The sequence below is a fragment of the Leifsonia sp. Y862 genome (genome assembly GCF_057669585.1).
Genome location: NZ_JBYHFR010000002.1, coordinates 723,324 through 742,354 on the forward strand (window position 1 = coordinate 723,324; position 19,031 = coordinate 742,354).

The 19,031-nt window shown below is 64.1% G+C and carries 23 protein-coding genes; 13 read left to right on the forward strand and 10 right to left on the reverse strand.

Annotated elements, in window-relative coordinates:
* Positions 1-89: 89 nt before the first annotated feature.
* The 5 genes from AC25Z0_RS13390 to AC25Z0_RS13410 all read right to left on the reverse strand — a co-directional run bounded on the left by AC25Z0_RS13390 (position 90) and on the right by AC25Z0_RS13410 (position 3,745).
* Complete coding sequence (locus tag AC25Z0_RS13390) at positions 90-1,088, reverse strand: ketopantoate reductase family protein (protein WP_488133516.1); 999 nt, start codon at positions 1,086-1,088, stop codon at positions 90-92.
* Positions 1,089-1,178: 90 nt separating this feature from the next.
* The gene (locus AC25Z0_RS13395) at positions 1,179-1,586 is read right to left on the reverse strand and encodes a VOC family protein (RefSeq protein WP_488133517.1); all 408 of its coding nucleotides are present in this window, start codon (positions 1,584-1,586) and stop codon (positions 1,179-1,181) included.
* A gap of 100 nt (positions 1,587-1,686) precedes the next feature.
* Complete coding sequence (locus tag AC25Z0_RS13400) at positions 1,687-2,385, reverse strand: helix-turn-helix transcriptional regulator (RefSeq protein ID WP_488133518.1); 699 nt, start codon at positions 2,383-2,385, stop codon at positions 1,687-1,689.
* Positions 2,386-2,521: 136 nt separating this feature from the next.
* Positions 2,522-3,049: a GNAT family N-acetyltransferase gene (locus tag AC25Z0_RS13405; RefSeq protein WP_488133519.1), complete on the reverse strand. Its 528-nt coding sequence runs from the start codon at positions 3,047-3,049 to the stop codon at positions 2,522-2,524.
* 69 nt (positions 3,050-3,118) lie between these two features.
* Positions 3,119-3,745, reverse strand: a complete 627-nt coding sequence (locus tag AC25Z0_RS13410; RefSeq protein ID WP_488133520.1) for a YdeI/OmpD-associated family protein — start codon at positions 3,743-3,745, stop codon at positions 3,119-3,121.
* Positions 3,746-3,966: 221 nt separating this feature from the next.
* On the opposite strand from AC25Z0_RS13410, the gene AC25Z0_RS13415 reads away from it, so the two are divergent.
* Entirely contained in the window at positions 3,967-4,575 is a 609-nt protein-coding gene (locus tag AC25Z0_RS13415) for a GNAT family N-acetyltransferase (RefSeq protein ID WP_488120151.1), read from the forward strand.
* Positions 4,576-4,649: 74 nt separating this feature from the next.
* Here AC25Z0_RS13415 and AC25Z0_RS13420 read toward each other — a convergent pair whose 3' ends face one another.
* Complete coding sequence (locus tag AC25Z0_RS13420; RefSeq protein WP_488133521.1) at positions 4,650-5,342, reverse strand: SDR family NAD(P)-dependent oxidoreductase; 693 nt, start codon at positions 5,340-5,342, stop codon at positions 4,650-4,652.
* A 102-nt stretch (positions 5,343-5,444) separates the two neighbouring features.
* Here AC25Z0_RS13420 and AC25Z0_RS13425 point away from each other — a divergent pair, with 102 nt between their 5' ends.
* Positions 5,445-6,308, forward strand: coding sequence for a helix-turn-helix domain-containing protein (locus AC25Z0_RS13425; RefSeq protein WP_488133522.1), 864 nt, complete (start codon positions 5,445-5,447; stop codon positions 6,306-6,308).
* Between the two features lie 169 nt (positions 6,309-6,477).
* A complete protein-coding gene (locus tag AC25Z0_RS13430) occupies positions 6,478-6,834 on the forward strand; it encodes a TraR/DksA family transcriptional regulator (RefSeq protein WP_488120154.1) in 357 nt (118 codons plus the stop codon).
* On the opposite strand, the gene AC25Z0_RS13435 is transcribed toward AC25Z0_RS13430, so the two are convergent.
* On the reverse strand, positions 6,831-8,282 hold the full coding sequence (locus AC25Z0_RS13435; protein WP_488133523.1) for a DHA2 family efflux MFS transporter permease subunit: 1,452 nt from the start codon (positions 8,280-8,282) through the stop codon (positions 6,831-6,833). The two genes, AC25Z0_RS13430 and AC25Z0_RS13435, sit on opposite strands and share 4 nt — an antisense overlap.
* A 70-nt stretch (positions 8,283-8,352) precedes the next feature.
* On the opposite strand from AC25Z0_RS13435, the gene AC25Z0_RS13440 reads away from it, so the two are divergent.
* From AC25Z0_RS13440 to AC25Z0_RS13460, 5 genes are read left to right on the forward strand one after another with little or no spacing between them, the layout of a single operon-like run.
* Positions 8,353-8,994, forward strand: coding sequence for a TetR/AcrR family transcriptional regulator (locus AC25Z0_RS13440; RefSeq protein WP_488133524.1), 642 nt, complete (start codon positions 8,353-8,355; stop codon positions 8,992-8,994).
* Positions 8,991-10,007 (forward strand): tRNA pseudouridine(55) synthase TruB, encoded by a 1,017-nt coding sequence (truB, locus tag AC25Z0_RS13445; RefSeq protein ID WP_488133525.1) that lies wholly within the window; start codon positions 8,991-8,993, stop codon positions 10,005-10,007. The genes AC25Z0_RS13440 and truB overlap by 4 nt, the downstream gene beginning before the upstream one ends.
* Positions 10,004-10,372: a hypothetical protein gene (locus AC25Z0_RS13450; RefSeq protein WP_488133526.1), complete on the forward strand. Its 369-nt coding sequence runs from the start codon at positions 10,004-10,006 to the stop codon at positions 10,370-10,372. The genes truB and AC25Z0_RS13450 overlap by 4 nt, the downstream gene beginning before the upstream one ends.
* Before the next feature lie 38 nt (positions 10,373-10,410).
* Positions 10,411-10,854 (forward strand): hypothetical protein, encoded by a 444-nt coding sequence (locus AC25Z0_RS13455; RefSeq protein ID WP_488120159.1) that lies wholly within the window; start codon positions 10,411-10,413, stop codon positions 10,852-10,854.
* Positions 10,854-11,786, forward strand: a complete 933-nt coding sequence (locus AC25Z0_RS13460; RefSeq protein WP_488120160.1) for a bifunctional riboflavin kinase/FAD synthetase — start codon at positions 10,854-10,856, stop codon at positions 11,784-11,786. The genes AC25Z0_RS13455 and AC25Z0_RS13460 overlap by 1 nt, the downstream gene beginning before the upstream one ends.
* A gap of 233 nt (positions 11,787-12,019) precedes the next feature.
* Here the strand turns inward: AC25Z0_RS13460 and AC25Z0_RS13465 are convergent, their stop codons facing one another.
* Positions 12,020-12,682 (reverse strand): maleylpyruvate isomerase family mycothiol-dependent enzyme, encoded by a 663-nt coding sequence (locus AC25Z0_RS13465; RefSeq protein WP_488133527.1) that lies wholly within the window; start codon positions 12,680-12,682, stop codon positions 12,020-12,022.
* A 22-nt stretch (positions 12,683-12,704) separates the two neighbouring features.
* On the opposite strand from AC25Z0_RS13465, the gene AC25Z0_RS13470 reads away from it, so the two are divergent.
* Together AC25Z0_RS13470 and AC25Z0_RS13475 are read left to right on the forward strand one after the other, a co-directional pair.
* Positions 12,705-13,928, forward strand: coding sequence for a CynX/NimT family MFS transporter (locus AC25Z0_RS13470; protein ID WP_488120162.1), 1,224 nt, complete (start codon positions 12,705-12,707; stop codon positions 13,926-13,928).
* Between the two features lie 156 nt (positions 13,929-14,084).
* Positions 14,085-14,867 (forward strand): alpha/beta fold hydrolase, encoded by a 783-nt coding sequence (locus AC25Z0_RS13475; RefSeq protein WP_488120163.1) that lies wholly within the window; start codon positions 14,085-14,087, stop codon positions 14,865-14,867.
* A 158-nt stretch (positions 14,868-15,025) separates the two neighbouring features.
* Here AC25Z0_RS13475 and AC25Z0_RS13480 read toward each other — a convergent pair whose 3' ends face one another.
* The gene (locus tag AC25Z0_RS13480; RefSeq protein ID WP_488133528.1) at positions 15,026-15,991 is read right to left on the reverse strand and encodes an ROK family protein; all 966 of its coding nucleotides are present in this window, start codon (positions 15,989-15,991) and stop codon (positions 15,026-15,028) included.
* A gap of 9 nt (positions 15,992-16,000) precedes the next feature.
* Positions 16,001-16,327, reverse strand: coding sequence for a hypothetical protein (locus AC25Z0_RS13485; RefSeq protein WP_488120165.1), 327 nt, complete (start codon positions 16,325-16,327; stop codon positions 16,001-16,003).
* Between the two features lie 70 nt (positions 16,328-16,397).
* On the opposite strand from AC25Z0_RS13485, the gene AC25Z0_RS13490 reads away from it, so the two are divergent.
* The 3 genes from AC25Z0_RS13490 to deoC all read left to right on the forward strand — a co-directional run bounded on the left by AC25Z0_RS13490 (position 16,398) and on the right by deoC (position 19,031).
* Positions 16,398-16,856: a bleomycin resistance protein gene (locus AC25Z0_RS13490; RefSeq protein WP_488133529.1), complete on the forward strand. Its 459-nt coding sequence runs from the start codon at positions 16,398-16,400 to the stop codon at positions 16,854-16,856.
* 208 nt (positions 16,857-17,064) lie between these two features.
* Entirely contained in the window at positions 17,065-18,030 is a 966-nt protein-coding gene (locus AC25Z0_RS13495) for a sugar-binding transcriptional regulator (protein ID WP_488120167.1), read from the forward strand.
* On the forward strand, positions 18,027-19,031 hold the full coding sequence (deoC, locus tag AC25Z0_RS13500) for a deoxyribose-phosphate aldolase (protein WP_488133530.1): 1,005 nt from the start codon (positions 18,027-18,029) through the stop codon (positions 19,029-19,031). Before AC25Z0_RS13495 ends, deoC begins: the two co-directional genes overlap by 4 nt.

Here is a 19,031-nt window from a genome sequence, read left to right on the forward strand (position 1 = left end):
CAGTACGTGCGGTCGGAGTGCCTGCTCTGCGTGCTGCTTGCTGAGAGCGGATGCCTGTGGCGCACGCCCGCTCACTCAACGCCTGCCCCCTAGAGCGCCCCGAACCGACGAACCACCTCAGTCGGGGAGAGCGACTTCCCAGCCTGCTCAACCTCGTGCACCATCGCGGTGATCAGTGCGTTGACCGGTGCCTGCATGCTCGCTCGCCTAGCTTCCTGCACGACAGCCCCGTTCAGAAAATCGATCTCGGTTAGCTGGCCGCGGCGAAGGCTCTGCTGGGTTGAACCGAGGTTCGGCACGTCGCCCATGCGTTTGCGCATGAGGAGCGGCACGATCTGGCCCGCCCAGAGCGGACTACGCGAAAACGCTCGAAGTGACCTGTCGCTGAGTGACTGGATTGAGCCGAAGTGCACGCCATTCGCCATCCCCACCCGCACAGCTTCTCGCATGCTGGCCGTCATCACCCGCCGTAGTTCGCGGTTGTCGACCACGTCCTGCACGCTCATGCCGGTGATCGCCGGGATGCCGTTCAGCATGTTGACGATCAGCTTCGTCCACTGCGCGCCGACGAAATTGCCGATCGCGATGGTGGGAACGGCGGCGGAAAGCACGCCTGCCCAGTGTTGGGTGGCGGCATCCGCTGGCCCTGTCCCGCGCCCGATGTAGGTCGGGGCGGCCGTGGTGACACGAACCACGCCGGGCTCGGTGTAGTTTGCGGCGATGATGACCAGGGCGCCGAAGCAGTCGGAGTCTGGCAGCAGCGCCTTGGCGGTGGCAACGCCGGCCAGCCCGTTCTGGACGACGACGACGGGTGCGGTGCCGAGCGCGGCGGTATTAGCCTCGATTGCCGCTGCCGCGTCCTGCGCTTTCGTGCACACCAGAGCGAGGTCGGGGGTCTCCGTCAACGTTTCAACGGCGAGCGGATGGCCGTGCGTCTCGCCGTATTCGCCCGTGAGACGGATGCCGTCGGCGCGGATCGCGGCCAGGCCGGCCCCACGTGCGGTGACGGTGACCTGGTGGCCGGCCTGCTCGAGAAGGGTGGCGAATGTACCGCCAAGCGCTCCGGCGCCGATCACAGCAATTCGCATGCGTCCAGCCTAGGTTGCTGGCGGTTCTGTACCGTGCCATCTCGAGGGGGCGCCCCGTGGGCACCGGTTGCGGCCACAGGGCGCCTGAAACTACCGTGCGAACGTCGCGAACTTCTCAATCGCTGCGGCAGTAACTGGGGTGAAGAGGTTGATCAAATTCCCGTCAGGGTCGCGGAATAGCAGAGACCGGTTGCCCCACGGCATGGTCGTAGGTTCGTTCACGAACGTGGTGATCCAGTTCTGCAGTTGCTGGAATTCCTGGTCGACGTCGTCCACGAGAAACTCGATGATCGCCGTGTGGTTGTCGGCCGGCCGTGCCGACCCAGGCCCGAAGAGCCCGACGGTAGCGGTGCTGCCTATCGCGATCGTTGCTGAGGGGGTGCGCACCTCGGCGAAGTGCTCATTCAGGTGCACTGCGGTACCGCCGGTGACGTGCTCATAGAAGCTGGCCAGCGCGGGGACATTGTCGGTGATGAGGCGGATGGAGACGAGGTTCATGAGGGTTCCGTTTCTGCCGGATGGATGCCGACACGTCTCATACTGGAGGGCGGCGGCGACAACCCCCTGTCGGTGTTTAGCGCGAGAAACTTTCGTGGTGTCACATCAGGTGCAGTTGCCTGATGTCGCCGTAGGGGATGTCGAGATCCTCCGTCCGGAGCGTCCTCGCTGCGGGGTTCTCTGCCGTCGCAACGCTCGACAGGATGCGGTCTGTTCGCAATGCTCGGATTCCGTCACGAAGACGACACCAGCCGATCAGGTACCAGTTCGTCGGCGTTCCGACATAGCCGAGGGGCTCGACCTCCCGCGACGTGATGACACCGTCTTTGTCTTGGTACCTGATCCTAAGCACGCGCCCGGCGGAGAGCGCGTCTGCGATCAGAGAAGGGATCGGTGAAAGAGCCGAAGCTGAGCCGAGCAGATGCACTCGCGATGCGAGGTCGCGGGCGGCGTCGGCGTCGGTCTCCTGCATGGCAGCGACCAACTTGCGGAGAGCGGTTTGCGCTGCCTGCTGAAACGGGGAACCGGCCAGGTTTTCGAGCGCGACGGCCATCGCGACGGCCTCTGGCGGGGTGAAATTGACCGGCGGCAGCGTCTTCTGGCGATCAAGGCAATATCCGCCGGTTCGGCCGGGCTCTGCCCAGATCGGTGTGCCAGCTTGCTGAAGGGCGCTGATGTCACGCTCGACAGTCCGCAGGCTTACCTCGAACCGGTCAGCGAGCCACCGACCGCTGCGGGGGCGAGGGGCGACGACACGCAACTCCTCCACGAGTGCGTACAAACGGTCAGTTCGATTCATCGAACGGGAGGGGTGGCGAACGCACTACGAAGCGCTCCGGTGTCGGTCACTGCATTTCGCATGCGTCCAGCCTAGGTTGCCGATGGTTCTGTCCCGACGCAAGTGGAGCACCACCGAGTCGGCTGCGATTCAGGCATCAGCGCGGACCCTCCTCCCGGAGCGCCGCCAAGTCATACGACCACGCGTTCACCCTGATCGGATTCCCCTTGGGGTACTCGAAGTCCTCCTCAGACAGGAAGGCAAAGCCGACAGATCTGCAGAGCGAGTTCGACGCCGCATTGTCGATTCGAGGGAACGCGAGCACGTCCTGCCGGTCGCCGAAGTCCGCCGCGTGTTGAAGACACGCCCGCAGAGCCAGGGACGCATATCCCTGTCCCTGGTAGCGGGTCGCTATGCTCCATCCGGATTCGTAGACGTCTTTGTTGCCCCACTTCGTCTTCCAGTACCCGACCGACCCGACTGGCTCGTCCTCGGAGTCGGCCCTGATCGTGAACATGCAGGCTTCACCCTCCTCCCACATACGAAGGAACTTCGCCTGACGTTTCAGAAGCTGCTCAGGGGATTCAGGACCGCCGAGGAACGTGGTCATCTGAGGGGTGTTGCTGCGCTGCAACACCGGCAAATCATCGGCCGCCCATGGGCGTAACTCAACACGACTATTCATGGCTCGAACATAGTCGGTGGCACCGACATAGACGGGTTGCCGGGGAATCGAAGCAGATGCGCAGCACCCCTATTTTTTGTCGTATTTCCAGAATCGACGCTTACCTTCAGCGATCCATTCCAGGGCTTCATCTATTCGCCGTTGTCGCGTGGCGGCCGTCTTTGCACTTTCAAGCCAAAGGATATATTCCTTGCGGAATGAGGCTGATTGGTTCTCGAAGATTTGCTTGGCAGCGACGTTTGTCGACAGTGCGTCTAAGAAGAATGCAGGAGTTTCTATTGGTGTGCTGTTCGGCGCAGCTTTAGCTGTCTTATCGAGCTTGACGCCCCTGTCATTCAGATCCACCGCTTGCTTGATAAAGCCTGCGAGTTCTTCGTCCGAAGGCAGGTCGGACAGACTTGTGATTCTGCTCATGAATCGCTGGCCCGGCTTTACCTTTTTGCCGCCCGCGAACCGGGGATCCGTCATGAATTCAGACTTTATGAATGTGAGTGAACAGTGGTTTTTAGCTGATTCCAGGACGCACATAAAATCACCTTTGTAGTCAAAATGTGGGTTAGCCCACTTGATTGACTCCACCACGTCGGGGCAGTGCTTGTGTATCTGCTCTCGAAGATGAATAAGAATTGGCCTGGCAAACTCCTCGGACGTTTCGATGTATTCCGTGACTTTTGGGTCAGTATTCGTGAGTGGCATTTTGGCTATTCTCCTTGGGGTCTGTGATTCCGAAAGGTAGCAGTGCGACCTCACCCCATAGGTCGAACGGCACGACGCGAAATCGACACCGTCTCGAAGAACTCGGTAAAGGGGATCCCCAGGTCAGCGTCTCCGCCGTAGCTGCGGCCACGCGCGCAGGCTCATGCCAGTGAATCCCATGAATCCCACTGTGTCTGAGGCCCACATGCCACTATGGAGGCGTGCCTGAGATTCGCAGATATCGAGCGTCCGATCGTTCCGCTGTCGCCGAGATCTGCCTGAAAACGGGCGACTCTGGGACCGATGCAACGGGCATGCACGTCAGCGACGACCTGCTCGCCGACATTTTCGTACTTCCATACGTCGAGCTCGAGCCTGAACTTGCGTTCGTCGTCGACACGGGCGCACGAGTCGACGGCTACATCGTCGCAACGGCGAACACAGGCGCGTTCATCGAGCGTTATCGCACCGAGTGGTTGCCCGGATTCGCTGCGAAGTACGCCCGAGCGGTGCCGCTGGCGACAGCACCGCTCGATATCGTCGGGATGGGCATGCAGCCGGATCGGATGATGATCCCCGAACTGGACGAGTACCCCGCACATCTGCATATCGACCTGCTTCCGGAACTGCAGGGGCAGGGATTCGGTCGGCAGCTGATCCGCACCCTGCTCGCCGAGCTTCGCGAACGTGGCGTCCCCGGAGTGCACCTAGATGTGTCGCCAGGAAATACCGGCGCGCAAGCGTTCTATCAGCGGCTCGGCTTTCGCTCGCTCCGGTCGGATGCTGGCGCAGGCGGCCTGCTCGGTATTCACACCGACACTGTCATCTAGGTATAAAGACCCCAACGGTCTCTGACATGAGACTGGGCCGGCGTGCCCAGAACGTATGGACGTTGACTCAATCGTTAGAAGGGGACGACGCCGGAGCGATCGATGAACGTTCCTGTCGGGCCGCTGCCGCCACGGGTGGCCAGCTCAACGATCGCGTCGGTTCCTTCCTGCACGGTCTGCGTACCGGTGCTGCCGTTGAAATCGGTCGCGGTGTAGCCGGGATCGGCGGCATTGATGCGCATCTCCGGGAGCGCTTTGGCGTACTGCATGGTGAGCATCGTGACGGCGGACTTCGAGGATGTGTAGAGCGGGGCGGTGAACTTCGCGTAAATCCACTCGGGATCATTCACGAAAGCAAATGATCCCAAGCCGCTGGTCACATTGACGATGGTGGGCGCACTCGAGGCGCGAAGGATGGGAACGAAAGCAGCAGTCATGCGGACGATGCCAACGACGTTGGTGCCGTAGACCGCTAAGGCGTCGGCTGCCGTCAGGTCCGCGGCTGTCTTGAGGGGGCCAGAGATGCCAGCGTTGTTGATCAAAACATCGAGGCCACCGGCATCCGCGATTGTCTTCGCGGCGCTGCTGACGGATGTATCGCTCGTCACATCGAGCTGTACGAACCGGCCGCCGAGGGCATCCGCTGCCTGTTGGCCGCGCACCTGGTCGCGCGCGCCCATCCATACTTCGTGCCCGGCCTCGATGAGGCGGCGAGCGGTTTCATAGCCGAGGCCCTTGTTGGCTCCGGTGATCAGTGTTGTTGTCATGCTTCGAGTTTGTAGCGGCGACGATCCGGTTGTCGTGGCCCGGGTGAACAGGTGGACTGGGAGTACCACGCAGGATGCTGCAGGCACTGTCAGACTGACTCCATGCAGGATCCACACAGTGACCTCGGCGCGCTCCTCCGCTCGTGGCGCGACCGTTTATCGCCCATCGATGTGGGGTTTCCCGCCGACGACGCCCGGCGAGCGGCGGGCCTACGGCGCGAAGAGCTGGCAGCCCTTGCCGGCTTGAGCGTCGACTACATCGTGCGCCTCGAGCAGGGACGATCCCGGCGGCCGTCCGCCCAGGTCGCAGCGGCGCTCGCCCGTGCGCTCCAGCTCAACAACGCCGAGCGAGATCACCTCTTTGTCATCGCCGGCCTCCTTCCACCGTCGCCGGGCGACGTGCCATCGCACATCCCGCCCGGTGTGCAGCGCCTGGTTGCCCGCCTCGGGGAGATTCCGGTGGCGGTGTTCACCGCCTCATGGGACCTTGTGACTTGGAGTCCGCTCTGGGCGGCGCTTCTCGGCGGGCCCGTTCGTTCCGGAACGGGGCGGCCGAATCTCTTGCGGTCGCGTTTCACGGGGACAGCACTGGGAGACAGCGGGAGAATCGTCAGCCGGTCGATCAGTATCGACGCCTTTGAAGCATCTCTCGTGGGCGACCTCCGCCGGGTGCACGGACGATACCCCGGCGATCGCGCCGTGAAGGCGTTGGTCAACGAGCTGCTGGCGTCGAGCGAAAGGTTCCGGGAACTGTGGGAGAGCGGGGTCGTGGGCGAGCACCAGTCGGAGCGAAAAGTGGTGCACAGTGACGTTGTCGGGGATCTTGAGCTCGATTGCGACGTGCTGAGCGTCGCAGGCACCGACCTGCGGATAGTCGCGTACACGGCCGCCACCGGATCCGAGGCCGCCGACAAGCTCGACTTCTTGCGCGTGTCTGCCGTGACTGCGGCCGTGCGCGCAGACTGACGACGAGTGCGGCGGCACTAGCGGAGCGAGCGCAGATAACGTCTACGTGCGACGAGCTGTGTGCGACCCGAAGCAGCGGGTAGAGAAGTCGCCATGGCTGTTGAGGCGCCGCTCGGTGTTCTCACGGCCACGCCGGGCAGGTGTCAGGCGGCGTGCCTAGAGTGGAGGCATGGACGTTGACGAGCGGATGCGCGCGGTCTTGGATAATCTGCGCGAGGAGGCGACCACGAGGCTCACCTCCATAACGGCGATGCTTGCTACCCTCACCCACGACAGGGAGGGCGCGAACGATGACGACGAGCATGACCCAGACGGGGCGCCGCTGTCGGCGGAATGGTCGCGGCTGACGGGGCTCTCTGATGCCGCACGGTTAGAGCTGCAGCAGGTCGACGATGCCATCGCGCGCCTGGAAGCCGGCACCTACGGGCGGTGCGCGAGTTGCGGAAACCCGATTCCAGTCGAGCGGCTCAAGGTGCGGCCGTTCGCCGAATTCTGCGTCCCGTGTGCTGAGCGGCTGGGGCGCTAGACAGCGGCATCAGCCAGGGGACGCGCGGCGCTCTCCTCGCTCAAGGCTCTCGCCGCAACGATCCGCTGAGCCACGCGCTTGGACGGCATGAACAGGGCGATGACGGCTGCCACCGCAAGTACGGCGCTGCCAACGAAGACGGCGGGAATCGCAGCGTCGACGTAGCCGGTGGGGGTAAGTTCCCCGCCTGCACCGGTGAACACCGCGGTGAGAACGGCGACACCGAGCGCGACCCCGATCTCGCGCAGCGTTGAGTTGGTGCCGGATGCCTTGGCATGATCTGCCGGAGCCATGTTCACCAGTACCGCAGTCGAGCTCGGCGCAAAGACGAGACCCATTCCGATTCCGGCCAGGATGAAGCCGGGCAACAATTCGGTGTATTCCACCGTCGCCGACATTGTCGTCGCCAACCAGAACATCGCGACTGTCAGGAACGACAGCCCGATCACCAGCGGCAGCCGGGTGCCGGTTCGCGGGCTGAGGAAACCGGTCAGCGGGGCGATGACCATCGGCGCGAGGGTCCACGGCATGGTCATGAGGCCGGCTTCAAGAGGTGAGTACCCCTGAACAACCTGCAGGAACTGAATCAGGATGAAGATCGAGCCGAAGATGCCGAAGCTGAACGTGACACCCACGAGGTTCGCGACGGTGAAACTGCGATCCCGAAAGAGACGGAGCGGAAGCAGGGGAGCGCTTGCTCGCGACTCCCACACCACGAATGCGACCAGCAGTATGGCGCCCCCGATGAGTGCCGTGAGTACCTCGCCGCTTGCCCAGCCGGCTTCGTTGCCGCGCACGATGCCGTAGACCAGCCCGAAGACGGCGACACCGGCCAGAAGCAGTCCAATCACGTCGGCGCGCACCCGTGCTCCAAAACTGTTCGGCAGGGCGAACAGCACCAGCGGAACGGAGATGATGCCGAGCGGCACGTTCAGCCAGAAGATGGCCTGCCAATTCCACCCTTCAACGACGGCGCCGCCGACGAGTGGGCCGAGAGCGACACCAAGACCGGCAATGCCACCCCAGATACCGATCGCCGCCGGGCGAAGCCGATCACTGACCGAGCCGACCAGCAACGTCAGCGACAGCGGCATGAGCGCAGCGGCTCCGACACCCTGCAGCGCGCGGGCGCCGATGAGCATCCAGGGTTCGACGGCGAGGGCGCTGAGCGCCGATGCAACGGTGAAGACACCGATGCCGACCAGGAACACGCTGCGGCGACCGAAACGATCACCGAGAGCGACAGCCATGAGCATGAAGGTGGCAAAGCTCAGCGAGTACGCATTCATGACCCACTGCAGCTCTTCAATGGATGCCGACAGGTCGCGTGAGATGACGGGGAGCGCGCTCGTGACCACGAGGTTGTCGAGGGTGGCCATGAACATCGGCAGGGCGGATGCGACCACGGCGAGCCAAATAGGCACGCGTCGGGCGGACTGAGGAGACATCGGTGATCCTTTGTTGTAATTGAATGATTACAAGACGCCACGTTAGTAATCGACTGATAACATGTCAAGTGTGAGTGAGACAAAAGTCGAAAAATCCGCGGGCACGGAGCGAATTCCCGCCGTCCAGCGCCGCGAACAAATCCTTGGCGCCGCCAGCCAGGTGTTCGGTGAGCGCGGCTATTCCGGCGCGACAACCGACCAGGTGGCGCAGGCTGCAGGCATCAGCCAGCCATACGTCGTGCGGATGTTCGGCACCAAGGAGAACTTGTTCGTCGAGGTGCTTGAACGTGCGCTTGAGAAGCTTACGGGCGCCTTCCGCGCAGCACTGGCCGAACCGACCCCGGCCGATGAAAGCCGCAGTGACGTGCTGGTAACGCGCCTCGCGGCAACCTACGTCGACCTGATCGAGGATCGCGGCATCCTGCTCTCACTCATGCAGGCGTTCATCTCCGGTCACGAGCCAGTGATCGGCGCCAGGGCACGCGCCGGGTTCCTCGCCATCTATCGCCTGCTGCGCGATGAGGCGGGGTTTGACCCGGAAGCGACCATGGAATTCCTGGCGCAGGGCATGCTGTTCAACACGCTCCTGGCGCTTCGGCTCCCCGATATCTTCAACGACGATGCGACCGCGAACGAAATGATGCGCGCGACATTCCGCACCAAGCTCGACCTCGTGATGGGCGTGGCCTGCGAAGCGGAGGACCGTGCATGAGAACAAAGAAGCAGCAGCAACGATCAACGCCGCGCGTGCAGTCAACCGCCAGCGGAATCGTGCTGATTGACAAGACTCAGGGCTGGACGAGCCATGACGCCGTCGCCCGCACTCGCCGCCTGGCCAACACGCGCAAGGTCGGCCACGCCGGCACGCTCGACCCCATGGCCACCGGCCTGCTGATCCTCGGCATCAACTCGTCGACCCGGCTGCTCACCTACATTGTCGGGCTCGACAAGGAATACCTCGCCACAATCAGGCTTGGCGCATCCACCACAACGGATGACGCCGAAGGTGAGTTGCTGGAGAGCGCGGCTCCCGGCGCTGTGGCCGCGATCGGCACTGACGCCATCCTCGCTGAGATTGCGACGCTCACCGGCGACATCGAACAGGCGCCGAGCTCTGTCAGCGCGATCAAGGTTGATGGCAAGCGCGCGTACGCACTCGTCCGGGCCGGCGAAGACGTTCAGCTGCCCAAGCGCCCGGTCACGGTCAGTGCCTTCGAGGTGCTGTCGTCGACGAGCGTCGACGGCTTTCTCGATCTGGAGGTGCGGGTCGTCTGTTCGTCTGGCACCTACATCAGGGCGCTCGCCCGCGACCTTGGTGCAGCGCTCGGCGTCGGGGGACACCTCACCGCCCTCCGGCGCACCCGCATCGGCCCGTTCCACGTCGCCGATGCACCGACCTTGGACGATCTCGACGTGTCCACAGCCCTCATCCCTCCGGCAGAGGCAGCCACCCTGCTCTTTCCCCGACTGGACCTCACCGCCGAACAGACGATCGACCTCGGCCACGGCAAGCGCATCGAACTGGATGCCGCGTTGCCTGCATCCGCTCCCATCGCCGCGCTTGCCCCCGATGGGCGCCTCGTCGGGCTCATTGAGCGCAAGGGCTCTACGTCCAGAGTCCTGGTGAACTTCCCGCCAGACGACGTGAGCACGCCGGCCGAGGCGAGCGCTCACACTGACCTACCAACCACCACCACCACGACAACAGAGGTATCCGCAGAATGATCGAATGGTTCGCCTGGGCCCAGTTCGCCATCGCCGGCGCAGCCGGAGTGCTGTGCATCGTCCTTGGCCTGATCGGGCGAAAGCCCACCGACCTGACAATGGGTGCAACGCTTCTCGTTGAGGTGCTGCTCATCGTGCAGTTGGTCATTGCCCTGGTCGCGCCAGCCGTTGGCAATTCCCCCACCGGTAGCCCTCTCGAGTTCTACGTGTACCTGATCAGTGCCATCCTGCTCCCGCTCGCGGCCGGGTTCTGGGCGCTGATCGAACGCAACAAGTGGAGCACCGTTATTCTGGGGGTCGCCTGCCTGTCTGTGGGCGTCATGCTCTACCGGATGCTGCAGATTTGGACTGTGCAGGCCGCCTGATTTGTGGCGCATCCCGATACTGAGATAATTACAAGGCGATGACTGAACTGAAGACTGAATTAGGCGCCCCGTCAACTCGAGCGACGGGCATTGGCCGACTCCTGATTGCGGTGTACGGCATCCTGGCGCTGGCCGCCACCGGGCGTTCTGTCGTACAGATCATCGCCAAATTCGATGAGGCTCCGCTCGCGTATTCGCTCTCGGCGCTGGCTGCTGTCGTCTACATCCTCGCCACTGTCGCGTTGATCGCCCGCGGGGGTGTCTGGTACCGGATCGCCTGGATCACCATCGGATTCGAACTGCTTGGCGTTCTCGTGGTCGGCACCCTCAGCCTCGTTGACCCAGCGCTCTTCCCGCACGACACCGTGTGGTCGGTCTTCGGCCGTGGTTACCTCTTCATCCCACTGGTCCTGCCCATCCTCGGCATGTGGTGGCTGGCCAAGCACCCGCTGCCAGGTCGAACGAAGCGTTCGACGCTCTGATGCAGATCTTCAACGGAATCGAAGACATCCCGGCAGACTGGCCAGCATCCGCGATCAGCATCGGGAAATTCGACGGCGTTCACGCTGGCCACCGCGCGGTTATCGGCGAGCTCAAAGCGCTTGCCGACCGTGATGGACTGGCATCCGTTGCTGTGACGTTCGACCGTAACCCGCTGGCGGTGTTGGCGCCGCACGCGTGCCCGAAGTCCCTGGTGAGCACCGATCAGAAGCTCGATCTGCTGGCCGAGACCGGCCTCGATGCGACAGTGGTTCTCGCCTTCACCGCGGATTTCGCCGCGCTGCCCCCGCGCGAGTTCATCGAGAGCATCATCGTGCGATCGCTGCACGCCACACACGTACTGGTCGGGTCTGATTTTCGCTTCGGAGGGAAGGGCGCCGGTGACGTCGCCCTGCTTCAGCACCTCGGCACCGAGTACGGCTACACGGTGCACCTCATCGATGATGTGAAGCCTGATTCGACGCGCAGGGTGTCGTCGACATGGATTCGCGAACTGCTGGCCAACGGGGATGTGCGTGCGGCGAGCACCCTTCTCGGCCACCTTCCGACGGTGCGCGGCGTTGTCGTTCACGGTGCAGCCCGCGGCCGCGATCTGGGCTATCCGACGGCCAACCTCTCACCGGAGTCTGAGGGCCTCATTCCCGAAGACGGTGTGTATGCCGGCTGGCTGACGGATGCCGGCATCCGCTACCCGGCAGCGATTTCCGTTGGCAACAACCCAACGTTTGAGGGTGTTCCGCACAAACAGGTCGAGGCTTACGTACTCGATGAAGACATCGATCTCTACGACCACGTGGTCGACGTGTCGTTCGTTGACCGTATCCGCGGCATGGTCGCATTCACCGGCATCGACCCGCTGATCGCGCAGATGGCCGACGATGTTGACAAGGTGCGCGCAGTCCTCTCCGCGTAGCTCCCGCCGCTGGTTCAGGAGGCCGCTCGCGGTCGTCGTGAAACCAGCAGGTCGTTCCGGCACGCAGCGCGGCTCGTTCGGGTCTCGAGACTTTTGTGCATAACTCCTGCACTTTGCCCGTATCCCGCTGTGAAGCGCCAGTTCCGGCTCCTCTCGCCGAATCTGCAGGAGTTATGCACTCGGTACGGGCGAGACAGGGGCTCGCAGGCTCGCACCTTCCTCGACCAACGGACTCAACGAACGGGGAGCGGTCCCTTTTCGCGCCCGAACAAGAACACGAGGTGCTGCTGGGCCGTGCGCTCCAGGGCGGCGCCGGTGCCAACGCTCCAGCCGGCATCCGTTGCGACCAGCGTGCGAGTGCGGAGGACGGCCTTGATCTCGGTGGGGGTGATGAGGCTGCGCCTGAGTGCCACGGCACCGGATGCTGCGGGAGCGACTCTCAGCGTGATGCCGAGTGGCTCTGCCAGGTCGATGCCGTGCACGACAGCCTCGGTGAGTTCACCGATGCCGGTGCGGCCACGGCCGGCCGCCTTGTCGGCGGCGATGCCACGGATGCGGGCGATCAGCTCAGCCGGCTCTGCCTCTGCCGCGCGACGGCTGAGATCGTCGATGGCTTTGTTCGGGTTCACGTGGTGCCCGACGTAGGCACGGATGCCGCTGCCGAGCATTGTCCGCGTTGAGCTCCCGGTGCGCCACACGAGGTGACCGGCGACATCCCGTACTCGCCAGCCGTCGCAGAGACTCGGCGTCTCCCACTGCTCAGGCGTCAGCCCGGACAGGATGTCGGCAATAGCCCCGAGCGTGGCGGCGGTGTGCCCGCCCCAGTTCGAGTTCACCCGTGATTCGTCGCTGTGCGCGCGGAGGCTCAGCGGAAGATAGTTGGCGAAATTGGCCATGGCATCAGCCTAGACTTCATCAGTGATCGAAAAACCTGCCCGCGCTCTCTGGGCAGGTCGAACACTTGCGCTGCTCGGCATTCTGCTTGTCGCTGCAAATCTTCGTACCGCTGTCACAGCGCTGTCGCCGATCGTGTCGGAGATCAACGTTGATGTGCCGTTGAGCACAACCGCAGTCGCCGTTCTCGGCATGCTGCCGCCGGTCTGCTTCGCGTTCTTCGGCATTTTCACGCCCGTGCTCGCTCGAAAGTTCGGGCTTGAGAAGGTTCTGATCGTCGCCCTCTGCGCGATCATGCTCGGGCACCTCCTCAGGGGACTGACCGAGTCATTGGCTGTGCTGCTGATCGGCAGCATCATCACCTTCGCCGGAATGGGTGCCGGAAACGTGCTGCTGCCACCGTTGGTGAAGAAATACTTCCCCGACAGGGTCGGCCTGCTCACGTCCCTCTATGCCACGGTGCTTGCCTTCAGCACTCTCGTGCCACCGCTCGTCGCCGTTCCGGTCGCTGAGTCGGCCGGGTGGCGTGTATCCCTCGGCCTCTGGTCGGTGCTCGCTCTCGTGGCACTCGTGCCGTGGATCGCGATGATCACCAAGCGTCGCGCGTCCCCTGAGCAGGCGACGGCCATCGATGAGGCCGAGCCACAGATACTCGGGAAGATCTGGCACTCGTCCATCGCCTGGGCGATCGCCATCGTTTTCGCCGCATCCTCTCTCAACGCCTACGCGATGTTCGCCTGGCTGCCGGAGCTGTTGATGCAGAGCGCGGGGGTGAGCGCGGCGCAGGCCGGGACGCTGCTGTCGCTCTATGCCGCGATGGGCATTCCCTGCTCGCTGATCATTCCGATTCTCACCGCGCGCATCCGCAACGTTGGCATTCTGGTCTACACGGGTGCGCTGTGTTTCGTGCTGGGATACCTCGGGCTGATGCTCGCGCCAGAATCGCTCACGTGGCTCTGGGTCCTCTTCGCGGGACTGGGTCCGATGCTCTTCCCGCTGGTGCTCGTTCTCATCAACCTGCGTACGCGCACGCATGACGGCGCAGTGGCACTGAGCGGCTTCGCCCAGAGCGTCGGATACACCATCGGGGCGCTCGGCCCGCTGGCCGTCGGCATCCTGCACGAACTGACGGGTGGCTGGACCTGGCCGCTCGTCGTGCTCATCGTCACCGCCCTTGTCGTGGCCATCGCCGGCGCCGTCATCTCGCGCCCGCACATGCTGGAAGACGAACTGCGCATCCCGAGTTAAGGCATCCGCTCTCCCCGTCGATTGAGGAGCGAGCCCCAGCGAGCGTCTCGAAATCCCTCTCGTCGCTCTCTGAACTTTGCCGCGTGAGCCCCCAAGCGCATCGACCCTGAGTACCCTGTGCCTCAGGCGCACGGGCGCCGGGTGGGAGCAAGAAGCATGGAAACCGTTCATTCGGCCGACGGCACGGCCATCGCATTCGACCGATCCGGCAGCGGCTTGCCGCTCGTGATCATTGGCGGTGCATTCAACACACGGATGTCGGCGAGTGGCCTGGCCGCATTGCTGAGCGACAGATTCACGGTCTATTGCTACGACAGGCGAGGGCGCGGCGACAGCGGCGGCACACGCGACGCCGGCGACTACGACATCGAGTGGGAAGTTCAGGATCTGGCCGCAATCCTGGCGGCCACGGGCGGTGACGCGTTCGTCTACGGGCACTCATCGGGCGGAGCCATCGCGCTCGAGAGTTCGGCGCGAGGAGCGGCCATGCAGAAGCTGGCCGTCTACGAGCCGCCGTATGCCGGCCAGGACGGACCGACAGCCGAGGCTGCCGAGAAGCTTCGCTCCCTGGTTGAGAATGGCCACCGCGACGAGGCCGCGGCGGAGTTCATGGCGCTGGTCGGCATGCCGCCGCAGATGATCGACCAGGTGAAGCAGTCGCCGTACTTCCCGTCGATGGCTGCCATGGCGCACACGCTTCCCTACGACGTGGCACTCGGCAATGGGGGAGTGGCGCCGACCGACCGGTTGGAGAAGGTCACCGTGCCCACTCTTGCGATCGCGGGCGAAGCGAGTCCAGCCTGGGCGGGCAATGCCGCGCGCACCATCGCGCAGTATGTTCCGGAGGCGACCTACGTCATCCTGCAGGGCCAGGACCACAATGTGTCAGATGACGTGCTGGCCCCGGTGCTGGCCCAGTGGTTCGGCCAGGAGGTTTAGGCACCTGCCTCGGCAGTCGGCGTGCGCATCCGCATCGGCAGTCTGCTGCCGTGTCTCGAATACAGGATGAATCGGCGGATTGTCACCGAAAACAGGAAAAATCGGCCGGTTTTAGACCGCGTATCCTGTATTGGCGACGCGGAGCGGAGTCGTTGACCTTATACGAGCGCTGCGCGATGAATCAGCGCCGCGGCGCCGATGAGCGGGCCTTCGCCTGAGAGCGACGACGGTACTACCTCTACGCGACGCGCGAACTCGAATTCCGTTCGCCGCTCGATGGCCTCCCGGATGAAGTCGAACAGGTCGGGCGTCACGTGTGAGAAGCCGCCGCCGATGGCCACCCGATCGAGGTCGACCAGGTTGGTCGCTGACGAGATGGCCTGGCCGATGGCCGTGCCGCTCCGCCGAACAGCCGCGCGGGCGATCTCGTCACCAGCCGCGTAGGCCGCCGCGAGGTCTTCGCCGGTGTGACCAGCCCAGCCCTGACGCTTGGCCCAGGCGACCGTGTTCGGACCGGATGCGACGGCTTCGAGGCAGCCGCGGCCCCCGCACGCGCACGCATCGTCGAAGCCGCCCACCTCGACGTGTCCGATGTGCCCGGCGTTGCCGCTCGGGCCAGCGACAGTCTGGCCGTTCAGGATAAGTCCACCGCCGATGCCCGTAGAGATCACCATGCCCATGAGGTTCTGAACGCCGATGCCTGCACCCACCCAGTGCTCGGCGAGCGTGATGCAGAGGCCGTCCATGCGGAGGCGCACCGTGGTCTCCGGTGCCAGCTCCTGCACCAGGTCGCGCAGCGGGTAGCCGCGCCAGACGGGAAGGTTGAGGGGTGAGACCGCACCGGTGGCCACGGTGATCGGGCCGGCGGTACCGATGCCGATCCCGGCGAGTGTCGCATTGGCCGGCAGCGCACTGAGCGCGCTCCTGACAACGGATGCCACGCTCGCAGCCAGGTCGGCGCTCGACGCTGCAGGGCCGGTTGCCGCGCGCGCCCGGGTTCCCGGAAGCAGCGCACCAATGTCATCGACGAGGGCGGACTCGACCTTGGTGCCACCGAGATCGATGGCAATGGCGAGCGCGCCACGGGTTGTCGCTGGCTGCTGTGCTGGGGCTTCGGTCTGCATCCCCAGAGTTTAGGGCGTGGTCGGCGGCGACGTGTTTGCGTGTAGCTCCGCAAACATCCGCTCTCGATACGGCGTTTCAGGGTAGTCATTCGGATCCATCCCGAGAAGCCAGGTCAGCCCTTTCAATCCGCGGTCGTCGCGGCCGACGAGTGCGATTGCGATGAGTACGCCTGCAGCTGCCGATTCTTTCGCCCAGGCATGCACCTCGCTGAAGGTGGCGTCTGTCACGTCGACTGTGCGGATCGATCGGGAGGGTCCTGTGGCGAAATACACCCGAAAGGTTGATTCCCACATTTCCCAGGTGCTGTCTCGTTCGTCTACGTCCTCGATGTGCATGTCCCCATGGTCATGCACGTGCGTGGAAAGCACCACCTTCGGTGTCGGCCCTGCTTGCCATACTGAGGGAATGACATCCTCTCCTGCAGAGCAGCCGACGCCATTTCCGAGGCTCGTGCCCGAACTGACCGTCACGGATCTCGCCGTGAGCCTCGGGTTCTGGGTGACGCTCTGCGGCTTCGAGGTGCTCTACGACCGCCCGGAGGAAGGGTTCTCGTATCTCCACATGGGCACGGCGCACGTCATGCTCGATCAGATGAACCTCGGTCGCACCTGGGCAACAGGGCCACTCGAGGGGCCGCGCGGCCGCGGAGTCAACTTTGAGATTTCACTGCCAGAGGGCATCGACCCCATTGTTGATCGGCTGGCAGCGGCGAACTGGCCGCTGTTCATGGATCCGGAAATCAAGCGCTACAAAGCCGGAGACACGACCACGGACGTGTCCCAGTTCCTGGTGCAGGACCCAGACGGCTACCTGCTTCGATTCTCGTCGCGTGTCACTAACCCTGCCCGCTGGCCACTGAACTGAGCCGTGGCGACTCTCGGTGCAACCGAGCGATCTCTGCCCAATGAGTCCTATGGATGTCACGAGTGCCGGGCGCGGGCTGCTGATTCACATTCGTTCTTCGGCTCGCTGCTCATATGAGCAACTACGCCCACACGTGTTGATCGAGTCGGCTATGCCATCTACGCTGGAACGAGTGCTGAGCGATGTCAGCAGGATGGAGGCCCCCGGCATGAGTGAAACCGACGAGTTGCTGTCTATCCGTGCGGCCGAGCTGTACTACGAAGAGAACAAGACCCAGGACGAGATCGGGTCGATCCTTCGCCTCACCCGCTGGAAAGTGGGTCGGCTGCTCGCCCAGGCCAAGGCCAGCGGATTCATCCGGATCGAGATCGTGCACCCGCGCGCCCGGCGCCTGCCCGTCGAACGTCGCCTCCGCGAGGTGACAGGACTCACGGATGCCATAGTCGTCTCCTCTGCCGGAGTTGCAAGCGACGAAGAGCTGCAATCCCGCACCGCCCAGGCAGCTGCCGACTACCTCACCAGCCTCCGCCCGATCCCGCGCACGCTCGGACTCAGCTGGGGCCGCACCCTCCACGACGTCTCGCTGCATCTCAAGCAGGGATGGGCGCCCGGCGTCAATGTCGTGCAGATCAATGGCGGCGTCAGCCTCAACAAGCGAGCGGGCACCGCGGCAACGACCGCGGTCACCATCGCGCAGAAAGCCATGGGCGCTGCGACACTGCTGCCGAGCCCCGCCATCCTCGAGCGCCTCGACACCAAGCGCGCCATCGAGTCTGACCGCGCCGTCGCGGCCGTCCTCGACATGGCCGCGGGAGCATCCGCTTACCTGTACAGCGCCGGCCAAGCTGACGAGAACTCCGCCCTGGTCGACAGCGGCTACCTCACCGCAGAGCAGGTGAGCGAGCTGGTGCGGAAGGGCGCCGTCGGCGACATTGTCGGCCGCTACATCGACAGCAACGGCAACATCGTCGACCCCGAGCTCGATGAGCGCACACTCGGCATCCAACTTGAGCAGCTGCGCCGCGCGAAAACGGCCATCGCCGTGATCTCCGGCCGCAGCAAGCACGCCGTCGCCAGGGCAATCGTGGGCAGCGGACTGTGCACGGTGCTCGTGACAGACGAAGAGACCGCGAACGCTATTTTGAACGACCACAACCGCAAGGACAACTCATGACAAGCAGTCAACTGGCCACCAGGGAGCGCACTCTGACGCTTCTCGGCGGTGAGGCAACGGATGCGAACCTGCGCCGCTACCTGCACGGCATCCCCGGAATCGACGCCGTCGGCCTCGAACAGCGCGCGGCCGCCCTCGGCACCCGCTCGATCAAGACCACCTCGAAGAAGTGGGCGATCGACACGATCATCCGCCTGATCGACCTCACCACCCTCGAGGGTGCAGACACTCCAGGCAAGGTGCGCTCGCTCGTCGGCAAGGCGCTCATGCCAGACCCGACAGACCCGAGCTGCCCGCGCGTCGCCGCTGTCTGCGTCTACGGCGACATGGTGCCGTACGCCGTCGAGGCACTCGGCGCCTCCCACTCGGCCGGCAAGGACGACGGCATCAACGTCGCCGCCGTGGCCACCGCCTTCCCGAGCGGCCGCGCGTCGCTCGCCATCAAGCTGGCAGACACCGCGGATGCCGTCGCCGCAGGCGCAGACGAAATCGACATGGTCATCGACCGTGGCGCATTCCTGTCCGGCCGCTACGGCGAGGTCTTCGACCAGATCGTCGCCGTCAAGGAAGCCTGCAAGCGCGCCGACGGCAGCTACGCCCACCTCAAGGTCATCCTCGAGACCGGCGAACTGAACACCTACGACAATGTGCGCCGCGCCTCCTGGCTGGCCATCATCGCCGGCGGAGACTTCATCAAGACCTCGACGGGCAAGGTCGCTCCGGCCGCCACGCTCCCGGTCACGCTGTCGATGCTCGAGGTCGTCCGTGACTGGCACCGTCTTACCGGCGAGAAGATCGGCGTGAAGCCGGCCGGCGGCATCCGCACCGCCAAGGATGCGACCAAGTACCTCGTCACGGTCGCCGAGACCGTCGGTGAAGAGTGGCTCCAGCCGCACCTGTTCCGATTCGGTGCATCCAGCCTGCTGAACGACGTGTTGCTGCAGCGCCAGAAGCTGTCGACCGGGCACTACTCCGGCCCCGACTACGTGACGATTGACTAA

Coding starts and splice junctions, on each gene's coding strand:
- AC25Z0_RS13390 (WP_488133516.1), bottom strand. CDS start 1,088: ATGCGAATTGCTGTGATCGGCGCCGGAGCGCTTGGCGGTACATTCGCC.
- AC25Z0_RS13395 (WP_488133517.1), bottom strand. CDS start 1,586: ATGAACCTCGTCTCCATCCGCCTCATCACCGACAATGTCCCCGCGCTG.
- AC25Z0_RS13400 (WP_488133518.1), bottom strand. CDS start 2,385: ATGAATCGAACTGACCGTTTGTACGCACTCGTGGAGGAGTTGCGTGTC.
- AC25Z0_RS13405 (WP_488133519.1), bottom strand. CDS start 3,049: ATGAATAGTCGTGTTGAGTTACGCCCATGGGCGGCCGATGATTTGCCG.
- AC25Z0_RS13410 (WP_488133520.1), bottom strand. CDS start 3,745: ATGCCACTCACGAATACTGACCCAAAAGTCACGGAATACATCGAAACG.
- AC25Z0_RS13420 (WP_488133521.1), bottom strand. CDS start 5,342: ATGACAACAACACTGATCACCGGAGCCAACAAGGGCCTCGGCTATGAA.
- AC25Z0_RS13425 (WP_488133522.1), top strand. CDS start 5,445: ATGCAGGATCCACACAGTGACCTCGGCGCGCTCCTCCGCTCGTGGCGC.
- AC25Z0_RS13430 (WP_488120154.1), top strand. CDS start 6,478: ATGGACGTTGACGAGCGGATGCGCGCGGTCTTGGATAATCTGCGCGAG.
- AC25Z0_RS13435 (WP_488133523.1), bottom strand. CDS start 8,282: ATGTCTCCTCAGTCCGCCCGACGCGTGCCTATTTGGCTCGCCGTGGTC.
- truB (WP_488133525.1), top strand. CDS start 8,991: ATGAGAACAAAGAAGCAGCAGCAACGATCAACGCCGCGCGTGCAGTCA.
- AC25Z0_RS13450 (WP_488133526.1), top strand. CDS start 10,004: ATGATCGAATGGTTCGCCTGGGCCCAGTTCGCCATCGCCGGCGCAGCC.
- AC25Z0_RS13455 (WP_488120159.1), top strand. CDS start 10,411: ATGACTGAACTGAAGACTGAATTAGGCGCCCCGTCAACTCGAGCGACG.
- AC25Z0_RS13460 (WP_488120160.1), top strand. CDS start 10,854: ATGCAGATCTTCAACGGAATCGAAGACATCCCGGCAGACTGGCCAGCA.
- AC25Z0_RS13465 (WP_488133527.1), bottom strand. CDS start 12,682: ATGGCCAATTTCGCCAACTATCTTCCGCTGAGCCTCCGCGCGCACAGC.
- AC25Z0_RS13475 (WP_488120163.1), top strand. CDS start 14,085: ATGGAAACCGTTCATTCGGCCGACGGCACGGCCATCGCATTCGACCGA.
- AC25Z0_RS13480 (WP_488133528.1), bottom strand. CDS start 15,991: ATGCAGACCGAAGCCCCAGCACAGCAGCCAGCGACAACCCGTGGCGCG.
- AC25Z0_RS13485 (WP_488120165.1), bottom strand. CDS start 16,327: ATGCACATCGAGGACGTAGACGAACGAGACAGCACCTGGGAAATGTGG.
- AC25Z0_RS13490 (WP_488133529.1), top strand. CDS start 16,398: ATGACATCCTCTCCTGCAGAGCAGCCGACGCCATTTCCGAGGCTCGTG.
- AC25Z0_RS13495 (WP_488120167.1), top strand. CDS start 17,065: ATGAGTGAAACCGACGAGTTGCTGTCTATCCGTGCGGCCGAGCTGTAC.
- deoC (WP_488133530.1), top strand. CDS start 18,027: ATGACAAGCAGTCAACTGGCCACCAGGGAGCGCACTCTGACGCTTCTC.